The sequence below is a fragment of the Streptomyces sp. NPDC059092 genome, assembly GCF_042756365.1.
Lineage (GTDB): Bacteria > Actinomycetota > Actinomycetes > Streptomycetales > Streptomycetaceae > Streptomyces.
Map to the genome: position 1 here is coordinate 38,245 of NZ_JBHZEJ010000029.1, position 18,308 is coordinate 56,552.

19 protein-coding genes are annotated in these 18,308 nt (G+C 70.5%); 8 read left to right on the top strand and 11 right to left on the bottom strand.

Annotated features, from left to right (window positions below):
• Positions 1-152: 152 nt before the first annotated feature.
• Positions 153-1,358: a PstS family phosphate ABC transporter substrate-binding protein gene (locus ACFXPL_RS18745; protein WP_384920177.1), complete on the top strand. Its 1,206-nt coding sequence runs from the start codon at positions 153-155 to the stop codon at positions 1,356-1,358.
• Between the two features lie 87 nt (positions 1,359-1,445).
• On the opposite strand, the gene ACFXPL_RS18750 is transcribed toward ACFXPL_RS18745, so the two are convergent.
• The 9 genes from ACFXPL_RS18750 to ACFXPL_RS18790 form a co-directional block, all read right to left on the bottom strand.
• Positions 1,446-2,912, bottom strand: coding sequence for an MFS transporter (locus tag ACFXPL_RS18750; RefSeq protein ID WP_384920180.1), 1,467 nt, complete (start codon positions 2,910-2,912; stop codon positions 1,446-1,448).
• A complete protein-coding gene (locus ACFXPL_RS18755; RefSeq protein ID WP_384920183.1) occupies positions 2,909-3,889 on the bottom strand; it encodes an alpha/beta hydrolase in 981 nt (326 codons plus the stop codon). Before ACFXPL_RS18755 ends, ACFXPL_RS18750 begins: the two co-directional genes overlap by 4 nt.
• 201 nt (positions 3,890-4,090) lie before the next feature.
• The gene (locus ACFXPL_RS18760; RefSeq protein WP_384920185.1) at positions 4,091-4,795 is read right to left on the bottom strand and encodes an alpha/beta fold hydrolase; all 705 of its coding nucleotides are present in this window, start codon (positions 4,793-4,795) and stop codon (positions 4,091-4,093) included.
• Complete coding sequence (locus tag ACFXPL_RS18765) at positions 4,789-4,983, bottom strand: hypothetical protein (RefSeq protein WP_384920188.1); 195 nt, start codon at positions 4,981-4,983, stop codon at positions 4,789-4,791. The genes ACFXPL_RS18760 and ACFXPL_RS18765 overlap by 7 nt, the downstream gene beginning before the upstream one ends.
• A 39-nt stretch (positions 4,984-5,022) precedes the next feature.
• Positions 5,023-5,616, bottom strand: a complete 594-nt coding sequence (locus tag ACFXPL_RS18770; RefSeq protein WP_384920190.1) for a maleylpyruvate isomerase family mycothiol-dependent enzyme — start codon at positions 5,614-5,616, stop codon at positions 5,023-5,025.
• 125 nt (positions 5,617-5,741) lie between these two features.
• The gene (locus ACFXPL_RS18775; RefSeq protein ID WP_384920193.1) at positions 5,742-6,515 is read right to left on the bottom strand and encodes an SDR family NAD(P)-dependent oxidoreductase; all 774 of its coding nucleotides are present in this window, start codon (positions 6,513-6,515) and stop codon (positions 5,742-5,744) included.
• A gap of 34 nt (positions 6,516-6,549) precedes the next feature.
• Positions 6,550-7,743, bottom strand: coding sequence for a cytochrome P450 (locus ACFXPL_RS18780; RefSeq protein ID WP_384920195.1), 1,194 nt, complete (start codon positions 7,741-7,743; stop codon positions 6,550-6,552).
• Between the two features lie 88 nt (positions 7,744-7,831).
• Positions 7,832-9,034, bottom strand: coding sequence for an NAD(P)/FAD-dependent oxidoreductase (locus ACFXPL_RS18785; protein WP_384920198.1), 1,203 nt, complete (start codon positions 9,032-9,034; stop codon positions 7,832-7,834).
• Entirely contained in the window at positions 9,031-9,228 is a 198-nt protein-coding gene (locus ACFXPL_RS18790) for a ferredoxin (RefSeq protein ID WP_384920305.1), read from the bottom strand. The genes ACFXPL_RS18785 and ACFXPL_RS18790 overlap by 4 nt, the downstream gene beginning before the upstream one ends.
• Before the next feature lie 118 nt (positions 9,229-9,346).
• On the opposite strand from ACFXPL_RS18790, the gene ACFXPL_RS18795 reads away from it, so the two are divergent.
• The 3 genes from ACFXPL_RS18795 to ACFXPL_RS18805 all read left to right on the top strand — a co-directional run bounded on the left by ACFXPL_RS18795 (position 9,347) and on the right by ACFXPL_RS18805 (position 12,313).
• On the top strand, positions 9,347-9,988 hold the full coding sequence (locus tag ACFXPL_RS18795) for a TetR/AcrR family transcriptional regulator (RefSeq protein WP_384920201.1): 642 nt from the start codon (positions 9,347-9,349) through the stop codon (positions 9,986-9,988).
• Positions 9,989-10,397: 409 nt separating this feature from the next.
• On the top strand, positions 10,398-11,111 hold the full coding sequence (locus ACFXPL_RS18800) for an RNA polymerase sigma factor (RefSeq protein ID WP_384920308.1): 714 nt from the start codon (positions 10,398-10,400) through the stop codon (positions 11,109-11,111).
• Complete coding sequence (locus ACFXPL_RS18805; protein ID WP_384920204.1) at positions 11,111-12,313, top strand: hypothetical protein; 1,203 nt, start codon at positions 11,111-11,113, stop codon at positions 12,311-12,313. The genes ACFXPL_RS18800 and ACFXPL_RS18805 overlap by 1 nt, the downstream gene beginning before the upstream one ends.
• A 199-nt stretch (positions 12,314-12,512) precedes the next feature.
• Here the strand turns inward: ACFXPL_RS18805 and ACFXPL_RS18810 are convergent, their stop codons facing one another.
• Complete coding sequence (locus tag ACFXPL_RS18810; RefSeq protein ID WP_384920207.1) at positions 12,513-13,436, bottom strand: L,D-transpeptidase family protein; 924 nt, start codon at positions 13,434-13,436, stop codon at positions 12,513-12,515.
• Between the two features lie 187 nt (positions 13,437-13,623).
• Between ACFXPL_RS18810 and ACFXPL_RS18815 the strand changes: the two genes are divergently transcribed.
• The 3 genes from ACFXPL_RS18815 to hemC all read left to right on the top strand — a co-directional run bounded on the left by ACFXPL_RS18815 (position 13,624) and on the right by hemC (position 17,139).
• Entirely contained in the window at positions 13,624-15,273 is a 1,650-nt protein-coding gene (locus ACFXPL_RS18815; RefSeq protein WP_384920209.1) for a methylmalonyl-CoA mutase, read from the top strand.
• Positions 15,274-15,471: 198 nt separating this feature from the next.
• Complete coding sequence (gene leuE / locus ACFXPL_RS18820; RefSeq protein WP_384920212.1) at positions 15,472-16,131, top strand: leucine efflux protein LeuE; 660 nt, start codon at positions 15,472-15,474, stop codon at positions 16,129-16,131.
• 72 nt (positions 16,132-16,203) lie between these two features.
• Positions 16,204-17,139 carry a hydroxymethylbilane synthase gene (hemC, locus tag ACFXPL_RS18825; protein WP_384920215.1) on the top strand — a complete coding sequence of 312 codons (936 nt, stop codon included), beginning with the start codon at positions 16,204-16,206 and terminating at the stop codon, positions 17,137-17,139.
• A gap of 25 nt (positions 17,140-17,164) precedes the next feature.
• Here hemC and ACFXPL_RS18830 read toward each other — a convergent pair whose 3' ends face one another.
• Positions 17,165-17,359: a DUF1918 domain-containing protein gene (locus ACFXPL_RS18830; protein ID WP_384920218.1), complete on the bottom strand. Its 195-nt coding sequence runs from the start codon at positions 17,357-17,359 to the stop codon at positions 17,165-17,167.
• Between the two features lie 451 nt (positions 17,360-17,810).
• Between ACFXPL_RS18830 and ACFXPL_RS18835 the strand changes: the two genes are divergently transcribed.
• Entirely contained in the window at positions 17,811-18,302 is a 492-nt protein-coding gene (locus tag ACFXPL_RS18835; protein WP_384920220.1) for an RICIN domain-containing protein, read from the top strand.
• Positions 18,303-18,308 lie beyond the last annotated feature (6 nt).

Consider the following 18,308-nt stretch of genomic DNA (forward strand, 5'->3'; position numbering starts at 1 on the left):
TGAGCAGAACGGCTATCAACGGGTTTTAGTCATGGTTGTCTGGCCCGGGGAGAACGCTGCCTCTAGCGTTCCGGTCGGCATCGCTGCATCGGTAAGACGGCGTCGCGGCAAGCCTCGCGTGCAGCTCCATCGGATCCTTTCGGAGGCCATTGATGAAACGTACGGTACGGGCGGCCACTGCCCTGTCCATCGCGTTCGCCCTCACGGCGGCAGGCACTGTTGCCAGCCTTGCCGGCACCGATCACCACGCGGACGATCTGACCTCGTGGGCCATCGCCCCACAGGATTCGGTCACCCCGCAGACGGCCGAGCAGGACGAGTACAACAAGGCGCATGGGCGTCCTCTGCCGGATCCCGAGCTGTTGCAGCCGGCGCTCGACGGCTCTCTGGGGAAGTACCACGCCAAGCCCGGGAATTCTCTGCGCGGCGATTATCAGTGCGGGGCCTCGGATGTGCTCGCCGACCTCTCCAAGAGCTGGATCAAGGAGTTCGAGAAGAAGTATCCCAAGGTCAACATTTCGGTCGAGCCGCCCTATGCGGGCAGTCTCGGTGCGCTGGAACTGATCAAGGGGAATCTGGACTGTGTGTTCGTCTCCCGCGAACTCAAGCCGAGCGACATCGAAGGTTTCCGTGATGCCTTCGGCTACGATCCGCTGACCGTTCCCATATCCGGGGGGAGTTACCGGCATTACGGGTTCCTGGATTCCGTGGGGTTCATGGTCAACAAGAAGAACCCGATCGACAAGCTTTCCCTGGACCAGCTCGACGCGGCCCTGTCGACGACACGTAACCGGGGCGGAGCGGCGGCCAGGACGTGGGGTGATCTGGGCGCCACCGGCGAGTGGGCCGACAAGCCCATCCACATCGTGGGGCTCCAGCCCTGGAACGGGTTCGAGGAGTTCGTCCGGCAGCGGGTGCTGGACCACGACGGCAAGCGCGGTGAATGGCGCCCCGGGGCCGCCGACGGCAGCACCCCGGCTGATCCGGCGGTGCACTGGGAGAAGACGGTCTTCAACCTCGCCAAGGAGGTCGACGAGGATCCGTACGCGATCGGCTACACCGGCATGGCCTACGTCGACAAGGGCGTCAAGGTCATCTCGCTGAGCGACCACGAGGGCGGTCCCGCCTACGCCCCGACGTACGAGAACGTCGCCTCGGCCGCGTATCCGTTGAGCCGTGTCACCTACCTGAATTTCAACAAACGGCCGGGTAAGCAGCTCGACCCGGTCATGGAGGAGTTGACCCGTTTCATCCTCAGCAAGCAGGGCCAGCAGGTCGTCGGTGATCAGCAGGTCTTTCTGCCTCTGCGCTCCCAGCAGGCGAAGGCCGGCTTGAAGGGCCTGAACTCGGCACCCTGATCCGAACCATCGGCCCGGGGCCCGGGGCGGCGGGATCCGGGCCCCGGGCCGATATCGCGGGCGGCGAGTCGGGTTGTGCCGTATGACTCAGACAGCGGCGGTAGTGGGAGCGGGTTCCGCGGAATCCCTGGCCGGGGTGTCCAGCGCCGGGGTGGAGACGGTGCGGCGGGGGATGGCCAGTGTCAGGGCTGCTGCCGCTGCGGCGACGGCGGCTCCGATGATGAAGGCGACGCGGAAGCCGCTCTCCGTGGGGATGCTGTGGCCGCCGATGTTCTGGCTCATCCGGGCGAGGACGACTCCGACGACGGCGCTGGAGACCGAGGTGCCGAGGGCGCGCATCAGGGAGTTGAAGCCGTTGGCGGCGGCGGTCTCCGACTGCGGGACGGCGCTCATGATGAGGGCGGGCATCGCGCCGTAGGCGAAGGCGACGCCGGCGCTGATCACGCAGCTGAAGAGGAGAACGCCGATGGTGGATCCCATCAGCGCCAGGGCCACGGCGTAACCGGCCGCGATGACCAGGGATCCGACGAGCAGGGAGGCGCGGGGGCCCGAGCGTGCGGAGAGCTTCGCTCCGAGCGGGGAGAGGAGCATCATCACCACGCCCGCCGGAGCCATCCACAGGCCGGCCGCCAGCATGGACTGTCCGAGCCCGTAGCCCAGGGCCTCGGGAAGCTGGAGCAGTTGCGGGGCCACCAGGGACTGCGCGTACATCGCGAAGCCGATGACCACGGATACCACGTTGGTCAGCAGCACCTGGCGCCGGGCGGTGGTGCGCAGGTCGACCAGGGGGTCGCGGGTGCGCAGTTCGAACCAGCCCCAGGCCAGCAGGATGACCACGGCGGCGGCGAGGAGTCCCAGGGTGGTTACGCTGCCCCATCCCCAGTCCGCGCCCTTGGAGACACCGAGGAGCAGGCAGACGAGACCGGCCGCGAGCCCGATTGCTCCGGGGATGTCGAAGCGGCCCTTCGCGGCCGAGGGCACCGTGGGAACGAGGCGGAGGATCGCGAGGCCCATCAGCGCGCTGAGGACGGCCGAACCCCAGAACAGCACATGCCAGTCGAAGTTCTGGGCCACGGCGGCGGCCAGCGGGAGGCCCAGGGCGCCGCCGATACCGAGCGAGGCACTCATGAGCGCCACCGAGCTGCCCATGCGTTCCGGCGGCACGATGTCGCGCAGGGTGCTGATGCCGAGCGGCACGATGCCCATTCCGACGCCCTGGAACGCCCGGCCGATGATCATCGGTACGAGGGTGCCGGACAGGGCGCAGATCACGGAGCCGAGTATCAGCACGGCGATGCACGCCATCAGGAGGCGTCGTTTGCCGTGCAGGTCTCCCAGGCGTCCGATGACGGGGGTTGCTATCGCTCCGGTGACCAGGGTCGCGGTGAGTACCCACGAGGCGTTGGACGCCGATGTGTCGAGCAGTTGGGGGAGTTCGCCGATGAGAGGGACCACGAGGGTCTGCATCAGGGAGGCCACGATGCCGGCGCCGGCGAGCGTGGCCACGATGACGTTGGTGCGCGGTGCGGGCGTGGCCGTGTGCGGGGTGGTCATGCGAGGTTTCCTCGTGGTTCGTCGTGTGTGGTGTCGGCGCGCAGACCGCGGCGCAGGGCTTCTGTCTGGTCGGAGAACATCCTTTGGGTGATCGCGGCTTCGGTGACCATGTGCGAGCCGTGGAACGTGCCGGGGTAGAGGCGTAGTTCGGTGGGGACACCGGCCTGGGCCAGCCGCTGGGCGTAGTTGATGTCCTCGTCGCGCAAGGGGTCGAACTGGCCGGCCGTCACGAAGGCGGGCGGCAGACCGCTCAGGTTCTCCACCCGGGCGGGTGCCGCGTAGGCGGAGACCTGGTCACCGCCGCGGAGGCCCTCGCCGAGGTAGAGGTCCCAGCTGAGTTCGGCGCTGGGACGGTTCCATCCCGGTGTGTCGTGGTAGGCGCGCATCGAGGGCGTGTCCAGGCGGTCGTCGATCTCGGGTGCGGCGAGGAGCTGGAAACACAGTGCCGGGCCGCCGCGGTCGCGGGCCATCAGGGTGACGGCCGCGGCCAGTCCTCCTCCGGCGCTCTCGCCCATGATGCCGAGCCGCCGCGGATCGATGGCCAGCTCCGTCGCGTTCTCTGCGGTCCACACCAGGGCCGCGTAACAGTCCTCGACGGCCGCGGGGAAACGGTCGTCGGGGGCGCGGCGGTAGTCCACGGACACGACGGTCGTGCCGGCCCGCTCGGCGATGCGCAGGCAGTGGGCGTCGGACAGTGCGACGCTGCCCAGAACGAACCCGCCACCGTGGATGTACAGGAGACCAGGACGTTCTCCCTGCTGTTCGGCCGGGGTGTAGACGCGGACGCGTACGTCCGGGGTGTTACGGAGGCCGGGCACGAGGACATCGCGGACGGTCACCGGTACCTCCGGCTCGTACTTCGGTGCCTGTGCCGGAGTCCCACCCTCCATCGCGCGCAGAGTGGCGTAGTCCGCGAAGCGGAACTGGGACAACTGCACTACACCCGGGGAGAGTTCAGGGTCGATGCGGTAGGTCATGAAAACTCCTTGGCATCCGGAGGGAGGGCCGGAGCCCTGGTGAGAGGTGGCGATGCGATACCGGGCGGGGTCCGGGCCGGCCGGACGGCGACCGTTTCTTCGACCTCCGCCCGGTACGGAACCTCGGCGCGGTTCCTCCGGTCACCCGTCACCCGTCACTGCCGATGACATCCGGGCTCGGGGCGTGACGGGCTGGGGTGGTCAGGTCGCCGCGATGCTGTGAAGGATCCGGGCCAGCGCCGCCGGTTGGCTGATCATGCACATGTGTCCCGCGTCGAGGTCGATGACCTGGCAGTTGCCGATGCGGGCCGCGAAGCGTGACTGGGCCTCGGGCGGGACGATGGCGTCCTTCGTGGCCCGTATCCAGGTGCGGGGGACGGATGAGTGCAGCCCGGACAGGTCGGCCGGTTCGGCGGGCAGTCCTGGTGCCTCGGGGACCAGGCGCTCGACGCACCAGGCGAACTGCTCGTCGTCCAGGTCGTTGCCGAAGTACGCCTTCGCCTGTGCGGGATCCATCGTCGTCCGCTGCCCGGTGTGGGGTCTCTCCACGTCCTGGCGGACGGCGGGCTGTACGTCGCGCATCACACTGGTCCCGTGTTCGGGAACTGTCGCGGCGACGAAGACGACGTGCTGGACGCGGTCGCCCAGGAGCTTCATGGCGGGCGGCAGCGAGCAGCCGCCGAGGGAGTGGCCCACCAGCACGACTCTGTCGAAGCCTGCCGTGTCGATGTCCTCGGCGATGGCATGCGCGCAATCGGCGTAGGTCACCGATTCGAGCGGGGCTGGGCGGCGCCCTCGCCCGGGGAGGTCGACGGCGACCGTGTCCGTGCCGAGTTCGGGCAGCAGCAGGTCCCAGCAGCGGCTGTCGAAGCCTCCTCCGTGCACGAGTACCAGGGGCGTCACCATCGGCCGGCCTGGAGGATCGCCGCGACCAGGGCGGACAGGGCTCCGCCGGCGCATATCGCGGAGGCCCTGCCCGAGACGATCCGGGAGGTCCGGTCGGCGTATCCGGCCAGGGCCCGGGTGTTGAGCGTGCCGGGTGGTCCCTCGGCGTGGTGCCCCGTGTTCATCAGGGCTGTGGTGGCGATGTTCATGCCGTCTCCTGTGGCGATGTCCTACATCTTTGTTCGAGGTCAGAACCGTGTGTGCGCGTCTCGGAGCGCGGCTACCGCGGAGGTACTTCCTTCGAGACCGACGGCGGCCGCGTCGCGGCGTCCGCTCAGGTACAGCAGCAGTTCGGTCGGCTCGCCGCTGAGTACGGCGCGGCCGGCCGGGCCGAAGTGACGGGGGTTGCCTACGGGGCGGCGCAGTTCGAGGCCGTGGGGTCGGATCTGGCGGGCGAGGCGTTTGCCGGCGTAGCCGGTCAGTCGCCAGGCCGCCTGTTCAAGGTCGGGCCGATCGGCGCGCCGTCCCTGGCCGTTGGCCCGTCGGACGTCTTCGTGGTGGATGAAGTACTCGACGCCGTTCATGAGTGTGCGGATCTTGGGCAGGCGCCACGGGACAAGAGGGGCACCGCCGCGGAGCCGGTCGACGAGGGCCGGAAGGCCCTTGGCCTTCTCGGCCGCCATCCGTTCGTCGGTCCATCGCCTGAAATGCTCACGCAGCACCAGATGCGCGGTGAGGTCGAGGGTCGTCCATCCCTCGCACAGGGTCGGTGCGTCCGGCCCCAGCTCGGTCAGGAGGTCGCACAACTCCCGGCGCTCGGATACGTCGATCGGATCAGCCATGCCCATTCACCCTGCCTGCCGGTGCGTGCTTCCCGCACTATCCCGGCCTTGTTTTCGAGCTTTCCGTCCTGGGGTGTCATGTCGTCTTCGAACCGCTCGGCGGACGGCACGACCGGTGGTGCCCGTTACATGTAGTAGCCGCCGTTGACACCGATGGTCTGGCCGGTGATGTAGCCGGCGCCGTCCGAGCAGAGGAACGCGCAGGTGGCCGCGATCTCTTCGACGGTCCCCGGACGGCGCAGGGGCATCATGGCGGCGGATGCCTCGATGCTGACGCTGCCCGTCTTCTCGGCGTGCCGTGCCATGGGGGTGTCGATGAGTCCGGGAGGGATGGTGTTGACGGTGATGCCGGTGGGGCCGAGTTCCAGCGCCAGTGCCTTGGTGAGGGATATGACGCCGCCCTTCGCCGCGGCGTAGTGCGCGATGTTGGTGGCGCCGGACTGCGCACTGACCGAGGAGATGGTGACGATCCGGCCCCAGCCGGCTGCCCGCATGTCCGGGACGACGGCCTGGACGCAGTGGAACGTGCCGGTGAGGTTGACGCCGAGGACGTGGTCCCACTCCTGGACGGTGATGTCGGTGACCGGCGCGAAGGAGTCGACACCGGCGGAGGCGACCAGGATCTCCACCGGGCCGAACTCGTCCCGCACGGCGCGTACGGCGTTGTTGATCGCGTCGCGGTCGGTGACGTCGACCTCGTAGGCCCGCGCGGCGGAGTCCAGCACCGCACTCAGCTCGGTTGCGGCCTGCCGTACCGCGTCGCCCTGCCGGTCGAACAGGGCTACGCGGTGCCCTTGTTCGGCCAGGCGTCGGGAGATGGCCAGCCCCATGCCGGAGGCGGCACCCGTGACCACGGCCACTCGGCTCGCGGCCGTGGATTCTGTGCCGGATCGTCTCATCGTTCGCTCCTTCGTCGTCGGCGTGAAGGGGTGGCTACCAGGCGACCGGCAGTTCGTGGACGCCGTAGGTGGCCATCTCGTGGCGGAACCTCAGTTCCTCGGCCGGTACCGCCAGGCGCAGTCCGGGCAGTCGGCGCAGGAGTGCGGGCAGCGCGATCTCAAGTTCCGCGCGTGCCAGTGACTGGCCGAGGCACTGGTGGACGCCGTAGCCGAAGGCGAGGTGTCCGCGGGCGCTGCGGCCGATGTCGAAGCGGTCGGGGTCGGTCAGGAATGCCGAGTCCCGGTTTCCGGCGGACAGGTTGGTGACCAGCGTGTCTCCGGCGCGTACGAGTTGCCCGCCGATGGTGAGGTCCTCCAGGGCCACGCGCACGATCATGTCCTGGGCGATGGTCAGGTAGCGCAGGAGTTCCTCGACGGCGTTCGCGAGGACGGCCGGGTCGTCCGTGTCACGGATCCGGGCCAGTGCCTCGGGGTTCCGCAGGAGGGTGAGGGTGGACAGGCCGATCATGTTGGACGTGGTCTCGTGTCCGGCGATCAGGAGGATGTTGCCGTTCATCGCGGCTGTTTCGCGGGTGATCTCGCCGGTGAGGACCCGCTCGGTGATCAGCCTGCTGATGAGGTCGTCCCCCGGCTCACGCTCCTTGCGTGCCACCAGCTCCAGCAGGTAGCCGTAGAGCGCCATGCTCGCCGCGTGCCGTTCTTCCTCACCGGCCTTGACGTTGAGGAGGATGTTGCTGTGCTCCTGGAAGAACCCGTGATCCGTGTAGGGCACCCCGAGCAGCAGGGAGATCACCAGCGACGGGATGGGCAGCGCGTAATCGGTGACGAGGTCGGCCGGCTGTCCCTTGCTGATCATCTTTTCGAGGATGTCGTCGACCATCTCCGCGATCTGCGGGCGCATCGCCTGGACCTTCTTGACCGTGAAATCCTTGGTCAGCATCCGGCGCAGCCGGGCGTGCTCCGGGTCGTCCATCTTCGGGAAGATCGGCGGCCGGCCTTCGGTGTCCACCGTGGCCGAGCTGATCCGCTCATCGCTCAGCACCGCCCGGATGTCCTCGAAGCGGCTCACCATCCAGACGGGCGAGCCGTGCCAGTCCGCCCGCTGCAACCCGTCCTTGTCACGCCACTGCGCGTACTCCTGGGGCGGATCGAAGGGACACCGTGCGTCACGCACGCCGGGGAAGGACGGCAGACCCGCCGTGTCGTTCATGTCGGTACCCAAACTCATGACTGCTCCTTGGCATGGGGTCGGTTGACGCTGATGGCACCGCTCAGGCGCGGTGGTGGTTGTGCCGGGGGCCGGTGGCCCGCGACGGTCAGGCGGCGGCGGTGCCGGCGACGGCCTCGTTCCACCGCGCGCCGGCCGCGATGAGCGCCCGCCACGCGCGCAGGGTCTTCGGTGGCATGCCGATCGCGAGTGCTCCGGCCGGCCGGTCCTGCCGGCGGTAGGCGATCAGGAAGCGTCCCTGCGCCACGTCGCCGTCCACCACCCGGGCTTCCTCGTGGGCGCGCAGATACCCGTACGCCTGGATCTTCATCCCGTACTGGTCGGACCAGAAGTACGGCACCGGGGCGAACGGCTGCCGCAGGTCCGGGGCGAGCAGGTTGCGGGCGACGGCAAGGCCCTGCTCGGTGGCGTTGGTACGGTGCTCGACCCGCATCGCCGTACCGAACAGCGGGTTGCACCAGCGGGCCACGTCCCCCACCCCGTACACACCGGGTGCGGCGGAGCTGAACTCGTCGCACAGCAGGCCGTCCAGCACGGCGAGCCCGCTGTTCTCCAGCCATTCGGTGTTGGGCAGGGAGCCGATGGCGACCAGTACGTCGTCCGCGGGGATCACGCTCTCGTCGGCCAGTCGCACACCGCGGACCTCACCGTCGGCGCCGAGGACTTCCGAAACCCTGACTCCGGTGCGCAGGTCGACTCCGCGGTCGACGTGGGCCTGGGCCAGGAACCGCCCGGCCTGCTCACCGATGGCCATGGCCATCGGGACCGGGCCCGACTCCAGCATGGTCACGTCCACTCCGAGCCCACGGGCCACGGCTGCCACCTCGGCGCCGACGAACCCGGCACCGACGATCACCAGCCGCCGCCCCGGAAGCAGCCGCTCCTTGAGCGCCAGCGCGTCATGCGGGCCCCGGAGCGTGTGCACCCCGGCCAGATCCTCACAGCCCGGCAGACGGCGGGGGCGGACACCGGTCGCGACGACCAGACCCTCGTAGGGCACCCGGGTGCCATCGGCCAGCGCGACGGTCCGCCCGGCCAGGTCCAGTCCGGCGGCGGGCACTCCCAGACGCAGGTCCAGCCGCAGAGCGTCGAGGTCCGCCTGCGGGCGCAGGGCGAGCTGGTCGGGCTGCCACTGTCCGGTCAGGATCTGTTTGGACAGCGGCGGACGGTCGTAGGGCAGGTACGGCTCGTCCCCGATCAGCGTGATCACACCGTCGTACCCCGATCGCCGCAGCCCCTCAGCGGCGGCCAGCCCGCCGGCCGACGCGCCGACGATCACCACCCGGTTCACGACTCCACCAGATGGATCGCGGCGGCCGGACAGACCATCGCCGACTCGCGCACGGCGTCGTCCAGACCGGGAGGGGGCGTCTCGTCCAGCAGTACCACCAGCCCGTCCTCGTCGCGCTGGTCGAACACCTCGGGCGCGATCAGCACGCACTGCCCGGAGGCAACGCACTTCGGGACATCGACTTCCACCTTCATCGCGAACTCCTCCATGAGCGACGCTTCCATTCACACATTAACGATAGTTCTCTATCGTTTACGTCTGAGGGCACGCTACCACAAGTGATAGTCAGCCATCGGATGCTACGGTCGGGGGATGACGAACGAGCCTGCGAGACGGATGCGTGCCGACGCGGTACGCAACTCGGAACGGATCCTGCGAGCGGCTCGGGAGGTATTCGCCGCAAGCGGCCCCGACGCGTCGCTGGACGAGATCGCCCGCCACGCCGGGGTGGGTATCGCCACGCTCTACCGCCGGTTCACCGACAAGGAAGAACTCGTCCGGGCGGCCGTCGACCAGAGCCTGACGGAGATCATGTCTCCCGCCGCCGAACAGGCCCTCGGCGACGAAAACCCCCGGCGCGCACTGGCCACCATGCTGGAGGCCGCGATGTCCATCGCGGCCCGCGAACGCAACACCCTGGCCGCCGCCAAGAACTCCGGAGCCATCGCCGCGGAAGTGCCGGCCCAGTTCTTCGGATCCCTGGCCCAGCTCCTCCGCCGGGGCCAGCGGGCCGGCCAGATCCGGGACGACGTGGTCGCCGACGACCTGCACAGGATCATGGGAATGCTGGTCGGGGTCCTGTGGAGCATGGACCCCGGCAGTGACGGCTGGCGGCGCTACGTCACGCTCGTCCTCGACGCGCTGTCCCCGGCCGCGGCCAGCCCCCTGTCGCCCGCCGTTCCGCTGTCATCCGCGGGAAAACCGGACCACTGGCCCGTTCCCTCCGACGAGTAGGACCTGGCGGCTCCGAGCACGAAAGGGCCGGCCTCGATCCGCCGGCATCCCGGACGGCTCGGCGCACCTGTCCGGCCAGGATCACGTGAGGCGTCTGGTCGGTTGGCCGCGCGGTGGCCGCGTCGGTCGTCGCTGTCGCGCATCGTCCCAGGCCGGAGCAGGGGAATGGGAGGACGACCGGAGCCGCCACCCCCCACAGGAGAGGCCCCGGTCGCCGTCCGACGGAGCCGCAGCACGGCCCCGTATTCATATCAGCGCCACGGGGGCGTTCTGTGTCACACCTCATAACGCCAGCAAGTTGTTGCAGGTTGTACTAGGCGTGGACGCGGACCGGGTAAGGCCGTAGCGTGCAGAAGCGCGTGGGGCGGCGCGGTAGTGACCGACCGCGATTTCAGGACAGGTTGTGGGAGTGCTGGGGGACGACGCGGAGCTGACCGCCGCGGTGCTCGCGGCACAGGACGGGGACGAGAACGCCTTCCGTACTGTGTACCGCGCGGTGCACCCGCGGTTGTTGGGCTATCTACGGACACTCGTCGGCGAGCCGGACGCCGAGGACGTGGCCTCCGAGGCATGGCTCCAGATCGCCCGCGACCTCGACCGCTTCACCGGCGACGCCGACCGGTTCCGCGGCTGGGCGGCGCGGATCGCCCGTAACCGTGCCCTCGACCACCTCCGGATGCGCGGCAGACGCCCGGCCATCGGCGCCGACGAGACGGAACTGACCGGCAGGGCGGCCGACTCGGACACGGCGGACGAGGCCATGGAAGCCCTCGCGACCGGCCGGACGATGGAGCTCATCGCCCGGCTTCCGCAGGACCAGGCCGAGGCCGTCGTGCTGCGGGTGGTGGTCGGCCTCGACGCGAAGAGCGCCGCCAAGACCCTGGGCAAGCGCCCGGGTGCGGTACGGACGGCCGCGCACCGCGGGCTCAAGCGGCTGGCCGAACTCCTCGACGCGGACAGCGGGGCGGACGCGGGCCCCGACGTCACTCCCGGCGCCACTGCGGGCGGCGCCGGCCCCCGCGCGGAGCTGGCCGCCGTACCCCCGCAGCGCAGCCCACGACCGGGAGCCGCCGCTTCCACAGGTGTGACGTATTCGCGCCTGCGGACGCAGAAGGACATGTGATGGCCGACGAGCGGGACGCGTGGCTCGACAAGGACGCGGCGGAGAGACTGCTGCGCGGTGAGCCTGTCGAGGCGCCGGACGCGGATGCGCGGGCCCGGCGGGAACGGCTCTCCGGGGCACTGCGGGACATGTCCGCCGTCACGTACGCAAACGATGAGGAACTGCCCGGTGAGGCCGCTGCCCTGGCCGCCTTCCGGCGGGCCGCCGAGCCGGACGGCGCCACGGACCTGCTCGGAACGGTACGGCTCGCCCTGGCGCCCGGGACCGCGCGGACGCGGCGGCGCGGCCGTCCGCTGAGCCGGGGGCTGGTCGTCGCGGTGGCCGGCTGCGCGCTGGGAGGGATCACGGTCGCGGCGGGCGCCACCGTACTGCCCTCGCTCTTCGGCGGACCCGCCCCGGGGCCCGCCAGCTCCGTCTCGGCGGGCGCCTCCCCGAGGCCGCTGTCGTCCGGTTCCGACCGGAGCCACGACCGGTCCGCGCCACCCTCGGACCGCCCGAGCGCGGACGGCGTGGACGAGCGCGCTCCCGTCGGCCCCTCCTCGCCGGGCTCGACGGCGGAGGCCGCGCGGGGCGGGGTCGGCGATACGGGGAGCGGTACGGACGCCGGCGTGCGCGGCGAGGCCGACGGGGACGAGGCCCCCGCCAGATCGGCGGACGGCCGGAGCGAGCCCTTCGTGCCGAACACGGACCCGGCGTCCGGCGCCTGGTACCACGAGACCGTCGACGCCTGCCGCGACTTCCGCAACGGCGCGATCGACTCCGGACGCAGGAAGGCGCTGGACTCGGCGGCCGACGGAACCGGGGGTACGGAGCGCTACTGCGACCGGCTGCTCGGCGGCGATCTGCGGGGCGGCGGCGGCAGGAACGGCGGCAAGGACCGGAACGGCGAGGGCGGCGAGGGCGGCCACGGCGGCCAGGGTGGTCGCGGAGAAGAAGGCGGCCGGGGAGAAGACGGCGGCCAGGACGGCGAAGGCGGCCAGGACGAACAGGGCGGCAGGGGCGAGAGCGGGCAGCCGCAGCTCACCCCCGCGCCGTCGATCCGACCGAGCCTCGCGCCGCCCACGTACGGGGCGCCGGACCCGGAGGGCCCAGAGGCACCGGAAGCGTCACGAGGCCCGACGGACGCGGCGAAGGACCCGACAGGACCGACAGGACCGACAGCGCCGACGCCGACCGGGGAATCTTCGTCAGACCAGCCCTGACCTGCGGTTATCCAATAACTTGGTATTCGGTGTGACATTTTTCCGCGCCATGACGCAGTAGAGAGTGAGCCGACTGGTCATCGGCAGCGCATTGAGCCGGGGTTCCCCCCGTACCTTGGCTCGGCGCATCGGCGCGGGCGGGACTCGTTCCCCCGGTCCCGCCCGCGCCTCTCTCCACCCGCGGCCGCAGAGTCGTCCCTCACCAGTAGATGACTACTTTGTCGCCCGTCTTGACCTGCGCGTAGAGGGCGGCGATCTTCTTCTCGTCCCGGACGTTGACGCAGCCGTGCGAGGCGCCCGAGTAGCCGCGGGCGGCGAAGTCCGCGGAGTAGTGCACCGCCTGGCCGCCGCTGAAGAACATCGCGTACGGCATCGGGGAGTCGTACAGCGTCGAGACATGGTGCCGGGACTTCCAGCCGACCTCGAACGTCCCCTCACGCGTGGGCGTGTACTCGGAGCCGAAGCGCACGTCCATCGACGACTTCGTTTTCCCGTCGATCATCCACGAGAGCGTGCTGCTCGTCTTGCTGATGCACATCACCCGCCCCTTCATGCAGCGCGGATCGGGCGCGGCGACCGGCCTGGTGGTGGGCGGGGTCAGTTCGTCGGCCGTGGGTGTGCGGGTCATGCCGAGGAGCCGCTGCCAGGTGACGGTGTCCGTCGCGCCGGTCGTGGGCAGCCCCCGTCTGTCCTGGAAGGCCGAGACCGCGGTGGCGGTGACCGAGCCGTAGTAGCCGGTGGGCGCGCGGTCGAAGTAACCGATCTGGCCCAACCGGGCCTGGAGTTCGCGCACCTGGTCGCTCCGGCCGCCGGCCGCCATCAGCGTCCTGGGCGCGGTCCGCGTCGGGCCGGGGCTCGGCGGCGAGGTCTCGGGTGGCGCGGACGTGGGCGTCGGGGTCCTGGTCCGGTCGGTGGCGGGGCGGGCCGCCGCGGCCGTCGGCGCCGGCGGGGTGGGCGTGGCGGTGGTCCGCTCGGGCAGCGGGCCGATGCTCACTCCCAGGGATCCCCCGCCCTTGGCGTCGCCCGCGGGCTCGCCCGTACCCGGCTGCACCGTACAACCCACGCTCACGGCCAGTACGGCGGCCGTGGCGAACCCTCTGCACAGGGTGGATGTCGTGAGCATCTTCGCGGCTCCCCGAAGAGAAAGAAGACGGTTCCCGGCGCGTTGCCGGACCGGAGTGACCGGAGTGCCATGATCCCGCGCCGACACCGCCCGTGTGCCCGTAACCCCCGAATTCCCGGGCGCGCGGACGACCGGCCGCCGCTACAGTCCGTGGTGACCGGTGGTCAGCGACGGGAGGCGGCATCCGATGACCGACCCGATGAAGGACCCGGCGGACCCGACGACCGGCCCGGCCCGTGAACCCGGCGACGGACGGGGCGTCAGGCTCACCGAGAGCGGCGTGCCCGTCGAGCCGCTGTACGGGCCCGGCGCGCTGGCCGGCTGGGACCCCGCCGAGAAGCTGGGGGAGCCCGGCGCGTACCCCTTCACCCGTGGTGTCCACCCGACGATGTACACCCGTCGGCCGTGGACGATGCGGCAGTACGCCGGGTTCGGCACCGCCGCCGAGTCCAACGCCCGCTACCGGCGGCTCATCGCGCACGGCACGACCGGCCTCTCCGTCGCCTTCGACCTGCCGACGCAGATGGGGTACGACAGCGACGCGCCCCTGGCACGCGGCGAGGTCGGCAGGGTCGGGGTCGCGATCGACTCGATCGACGACATGCGGGTCCTGTTCGACGGGATCCCGCTCGGCGAGGTCTCCACCTCGATGACGATCAACGCGCCCGCCGCCGTGCTGCTCCTCCTCTACCAACTGGTCGCGGAGGAACAGGGCGTTCCGGCGAGGGAGCTGACGGGGACCGTCCAGAACGACGTGCTGAAGGAGTACATCGCGCGCGGCACCTACATCTTCCCGCCGGAACCCTCCCTGCGGCTGGTCGCCGACCTCTTCCGGTACTGCCACGCCGAGATCCCGAAGTGGAACACCATCTCGATCTCCGGCTACCACATGGCGGAGGCCGGGGCCACGCCCGCGCAGGAGATCGCGTTCACGCTGGCGGACGGCATCGCGTACGTACGGACGGCGCTGGCGGCGGGCATGGAGGTGGACGAGTTCGCGCCCCGGCTCTCCTTCTTCTTCGTCGCGCGTACGACGCTCCTCGAAGAGGTGGCCAAGTTCCGTGCCGCGCGCCGGATCTGGGCCCTGATCATGCGCGAGCGGTTCGGCGCGCGGAACCCCAGGTCGCTGATGCTGCGCTTCCACACCCAGACGGCGGGCGTGCAGCTCACCGCGCAGCAGCCGGAGACCAATCTCGTCCGGGTGGCGGTCCAGGCCCTGGCGGCGGTCCTCGGCGGCACGCAGTCGCTGCACACCAACTCCTACGACGAGGCCCTGGCGCTCCCCTCGGACAAGGCGGCGCGCCTCGCGCTCCGTACCCAGCAGGTGCTGGCGTACGAGACGGACGTCACCGCGACCGTCGACCCGTTCGCCGGGTCGTACGCCGTCGAGCGGCTGACGGACGGGGTGGAGGCGGCGGCGCTCGCGCTGATGGCGCGCGTCGAGGACATGGGCGGCGCGGTCGGCGCCATCGAACGGGGCTTCCAGAAGGGCGAGATCGAGCGCGCCGCGTACGCCGTCGCCCAGCAGACGGAGAGCGGTGAGCGGGTGGTCGTCGGCGTGAACCGGTACGCGCTGGACGAGGAGGAGCCGTACACCCCGCTGCGCGTCGACCCCGGGATCGAGACCCGCCAGGCGGCGCGGCTGGCGCGGCTGCGGACGGAGCGGGACGGCGCGGCGGTGTCCGCGGCGCTCGCCGAGCTGCGGGAGGCGGCGGCGGGCACGGCCAATGTGCTCCACCCGATGCGGACGGCGCTGCGGGCGCGGGCGACGGTGGGGGAGGTGTGCGACGCGCTGCGGGAGGTGTGGGGGACGTACGTTCCGGTGGACGCGTACTGAGGCGTTCCGACGGCACCGTTGAAGTGTTCCGACAGCACCGCTGAGGCGTTCCGACGGCACCGCGCGCCCCTTTCCCCGGGCGTTCCCGGGGCGGCTCCGGGGCGCTCGCGGGGCGTTCCCCGGGGCGTGTCGGGCGGCGGTGTCCGGCAGCCGGAATATCCCGGCAAGGCATCGAACTCGTATGCGACACTCCGGTACATGTTGGGTGTCACTGATCTGCCGACCTATCTCGTCGGCCTCGCGCTGATCGTTCTCCTGCCGGGCCCGAACTCCCTCTACGTGCTCTCGGTCGCGGCCCGGCGAGGCGTACGCGCGGGCTACCAGGCCGCCGCGGGGGTCTGGTGCGGTGACACGGTCCTGATGGTGCTCTCGGCGGCGGGCGTCGCCTCGCTCCTCCAGGCGAACGACGTGCTGTTCGGCATCGTGAAGTACGCGGGCGCCGGATATCTGACCTGGCTGGCCGTCGGGATGCTGCGCGCCGCGTGGTCGATGTGGCGCGCCCGGCACGAACGGGACGAGCCGAACCCCGCCGGCGGACGGGAGACGGCCCCGGCGGTCGAGCGCCCGTACCGCAAGGCACTGATGATCAGTCTGCTCAACCCGAAGGCGATCCTGTTCTTCATCTCCTTCTTCGTCCAGTTCGTCGACCCCGGCTACGCCCACCCCGCGCTCTCCTTCGTACTCCTGGGGATCCTCGCCAACGCGGCCAGCGCGCTCTACCTCACGGCGCTGATATTCGGCGGCACCCGGCTCGCGGCGGCCTTCCGCCGCCGTAAGCGCCTCTCGGCGGGGATGACGACGGCGGCGGGAGCGATGTTCCTCGGGTTCGCGGCGAAGCTCTCACTGAGCAGCGTCTGACGCCGGCCGGGGTGCGTGCGTCGGTCCGGCGGCGGTCCGGGAGGCATCCGCGGGCGGTCTATCGTGGATGGCATGTCCGCTCCTGAGCTGATCCGTATCGTCTCCCGCGACTCGCCCATGGCCCTGGCCCAGGTGGAGCGGGTCCGTGCCGAGTTGCGGGCGCTCCATCCCGGTACGGTGACCGAGGTGGTGCCCGTCAAGACCACCGGTGACAAGTGGATGGGCGACCTCTCCCTGGTCGAGGGGAAGGGCGCCTTCACCAAGGAGGTCGACGCCGCGCTCCTCGCGGGCGAGGCGGATCTCGCGGTGCACTGCGTCAAGGACGTACCGGCGGACCGGCCGCTGCCCGCGGGCACGACGTTCGCGGCGTTCCTCAAGCGGGACGACATCCGTGACGCCCTGATCCACCCCGGCGGTCTGACCCTCGACCGGCTGCCCGAGGGGACGCGGATCGGTACGTCGTCGGTACGCCGGACCGCCCAGCTCGCCGCCTCCCACCCGCATCTGGAGTGCGTCCCGTTCCGGGGCAACGCCAACCGCCGGCTGGAGAAGCTCGCCGCGGGTGAGGCCGACGCGCTGCTGCTCGCCGCCGCCGGCCTGGAACGGATCGGCCGCACCGACGTGATCACGGAGATCCTGTCGCCCGAGACGATGTGCCCGCCCATCGGCGCCGGGGTCCTCGCCCTCCAGTGCCGTGAGGGCGACGCGACGCTCATCGACGCGGTCAGCGGCCTCGGAGACCCGGACACCTACCGGGAGACGACGGCCGAGCGGATGTTCCTGCACGTCCTCCAGGGGCACTGCAACAGCCCCATCGCCGGGTACGCCACCGCCCGCCCCAACGGTGATCTCTCGCTGCGGGCCTGCGTCTTCACTCCGGACGGCAAGACCGTGCTCAACGCCCACGAGTGGGCCGGGCTGCTCAGCCCGGCCGATCTCGGCGCGTCCGTCGCCCTCGCGCTGCTGCGCCAGGGCGCGCGGGAGCTGATCGACACCATCGCCCACTGACGGGCCGCGGCCCCTCGGTGGGGCGTCAGTCGTTGCCCTTGCGGTGTTCGACCATCGTGTCCGGACCCGGCGACATGATGGTCTCGTGGCCGTCCTCGGCGCGTACCCGGAAGGGCGGCGTGCCCTCCGGGCCCAGCACCTCCACGATCTCCACGACGCGGTCGTGCTTGCCGACGACCCTGCCGTGCATGACCAGCCGGTCGCCCTTGTTCGCCTTCATGCGCACTCCCTGTCGATCGGCCGTCACGCCTCGTCACGCGTCGTTGTGTGGAGTGTAGGGGCGGCCGGCCTCCGCCAGCCATTCCGTCAGGCCGATCGGGTCCCCGCCCGCCCGGCCGGCATGGCCGTCGGGGGCGGGCCGCCCCGTTGGCCCCAGGCCCAGTTGGCGGGACGGGGCCCGTGGGTGAGCGGCCGGACACACGCTGAAACCGCAAGGGGTCGGTTTCGGTCGATCACGGAACGGGCGGTGCTGGTCCGTGCCGCCCGGAGTCGTCCGTTCCGGCCGGATCCACGCAGCCTCTTTCCCTCCCGTTCGGCGGGGCGGAACAAGGATGTCGCCCGCGCCCCGCCGTGCGTTCCCTTTCCGGTACGACCGAAAACGGCCGATATTTCGGCAGAATTCTCTGACAGGATCCCGGTGTTGTTCCAGTTGCTTCCTGAAGGGGATGGTTATGGTGCGCACCGCGCTCATTCGTGGGGTCTTCGCCGTGGGAGTGGCGACCGCGGCCGTTTTCGCCGGTACGGGAACGGCCTTCGCCGACCAGAATGCCGTGTACGCGACGCTGCTCAACGGAAAGAGCGGTAAATGCCTCTCCATATCGGGGGGCGGTTCCACCGGGAACAATGCCGCCGCCATTCAGTACACATGTAACGGCGGCGACGAACAGTACTGGGCGTTCGACAGCGCCGGGCTGCTCAACCTCAAGAGCGGCAAGTGCCTCTCGGTGGCCGGCGGCGGTTCCACCGCCAACGGGGCTGCCGCGATCCAGTACACGTGCAACGGCAGCGCCGAGCAGTCCTGGGTGCTCTACAACAGCGGTGAACTCCTGAACGTGAAGTCCGGCAAGTGCCTCTCCCTCGACAACGGCGGCTCCACGGCGAACGGCACCGCCGCCATCATCTGGACGTGCAACGGCGGCGCGGAGCAGCGCTGGGCCTGGTGATCCGGG

Bases quoted from the DNA above. Each gene is read 5' to 3' on its own strand.
- ACFXPL_RS18810 (WP_384920207.1), bottom strand. From the start codon at position 13,436: ATGCTCACGACATCCACCCTGTGCAGAGGGTTCGCCACGGCCGCCGTA.
- hemC (WP_384920215.1), top strand. From the start codon at position 16,204: ATGTCCGCTCCTGAGCTGATCCGTATCGTCTCCCGCGACTCGCCCATG.
- ACFXPL_RS18760 (WP_384920185.1), bottom strand. From the start codon at position 4,795: ATGGTGACGCCCCTGGTACTCGTGCACGGAGGAGGCTTCGACAGCCGC.
- ACFXPL_RS18745 (WP_384920177.1), top strand. From the start codon at position 153: ATGAAACGTACGGTACGGGCGGCCACTGCCCTGTCCATCGCGTTCGCC.
- ACFXPL_RS18795 (WP_384920201.1), top strand. From the start codon at position 9,347: ATGACGAACGAGCCTGCGAGACGGATGCGTGCCGACGCGGTACGCAAC.
- ACFXPL_RS18770 (WP_384920190.1), bottom strand. From the start codon at position 5,616: ATGGCTGATCCGATCGACGTATCCGAGCGCCGGGAGTTGTGCGACCTC.
- ACFXPL_RS18755 (WP_384920183.1), bottom strand. From the start codon at position 3,889: ATGACCTACCGCATCGACCCTGAACTCTCCCCGGGTGTAGTGCAGTTG.
- ACFXPL_RS18835 (WP_384920220.1), top strand. From the start codon at position 17,811: ATGGTGCGCACCGCGCTCATTCGTGGGGTCTTCGCCGTGGGAGTGGCG.
- ACFXPL_RS18780 (WP_384920195.1), bottom strand. From the start codon at position 7,743: ATGAGTTTGGGTACCGACATGAACGACACGGCGGGTCTGCCGTCCTTC.
- ACFXPL_RS18805 (WP_384920204.1), top strand. From the start codon at position 11,111: ATGGCCGACGAGCGGGACGCGTGGCTCGACAAGGACGCGGCGGAGAGA.
- ACFXPL_RS18815 (WP_384920209.1), top strand. From the start codon at position 13,624: ATGACCGACCCGATGAAGGACCCGGCGGACCCGACGACCGGCCCGGCC.
- ACFXPL_RS18765 (WP_384920188.1), bottom strand. From the start codon at position 4,983: ATGAACATCGCCACCACAGCCCTGATGAACACGGGGCACCACGCCGAG.
- ACFXPL_RS18775 (WP_384920193.1), bottom strand. From the start codon at position 6,515: ATGAGACGATCCGGCACAGAATCCACGGCCGCGAGCCGAGTGGCCGTG.
- leuE (WP_384920212.1), top strand. From the start codon at position 15,472: ATGTTGGGTGTCACTGATCTGCCGACCTATCTCGTCGGCCTCGCGCTG.
- ACFXPL_RS18830 (WP_384920218.1), bottom strand. From the start codon at position 17,359: ATGAAGGCGAACAAGGGCGACCGGCTGGTCATGCACGGCAGGGTCGTC.
- ACFXPL_RS18750 (WP_384920180.1), bottom strand. From the start codon at position 2,912: ATGACCACCCCGCACACGGCCACGCCCGCACCGCGCACCAACGTCATC.
- ACFXPL_RS18790 (WP_384920305.1), bottom strand. From the start codon at position 9,228: ATGAAGGTGGAAGTCGATGTCCCGAAGTGCGTTGCCTCCGGGCAGTGC.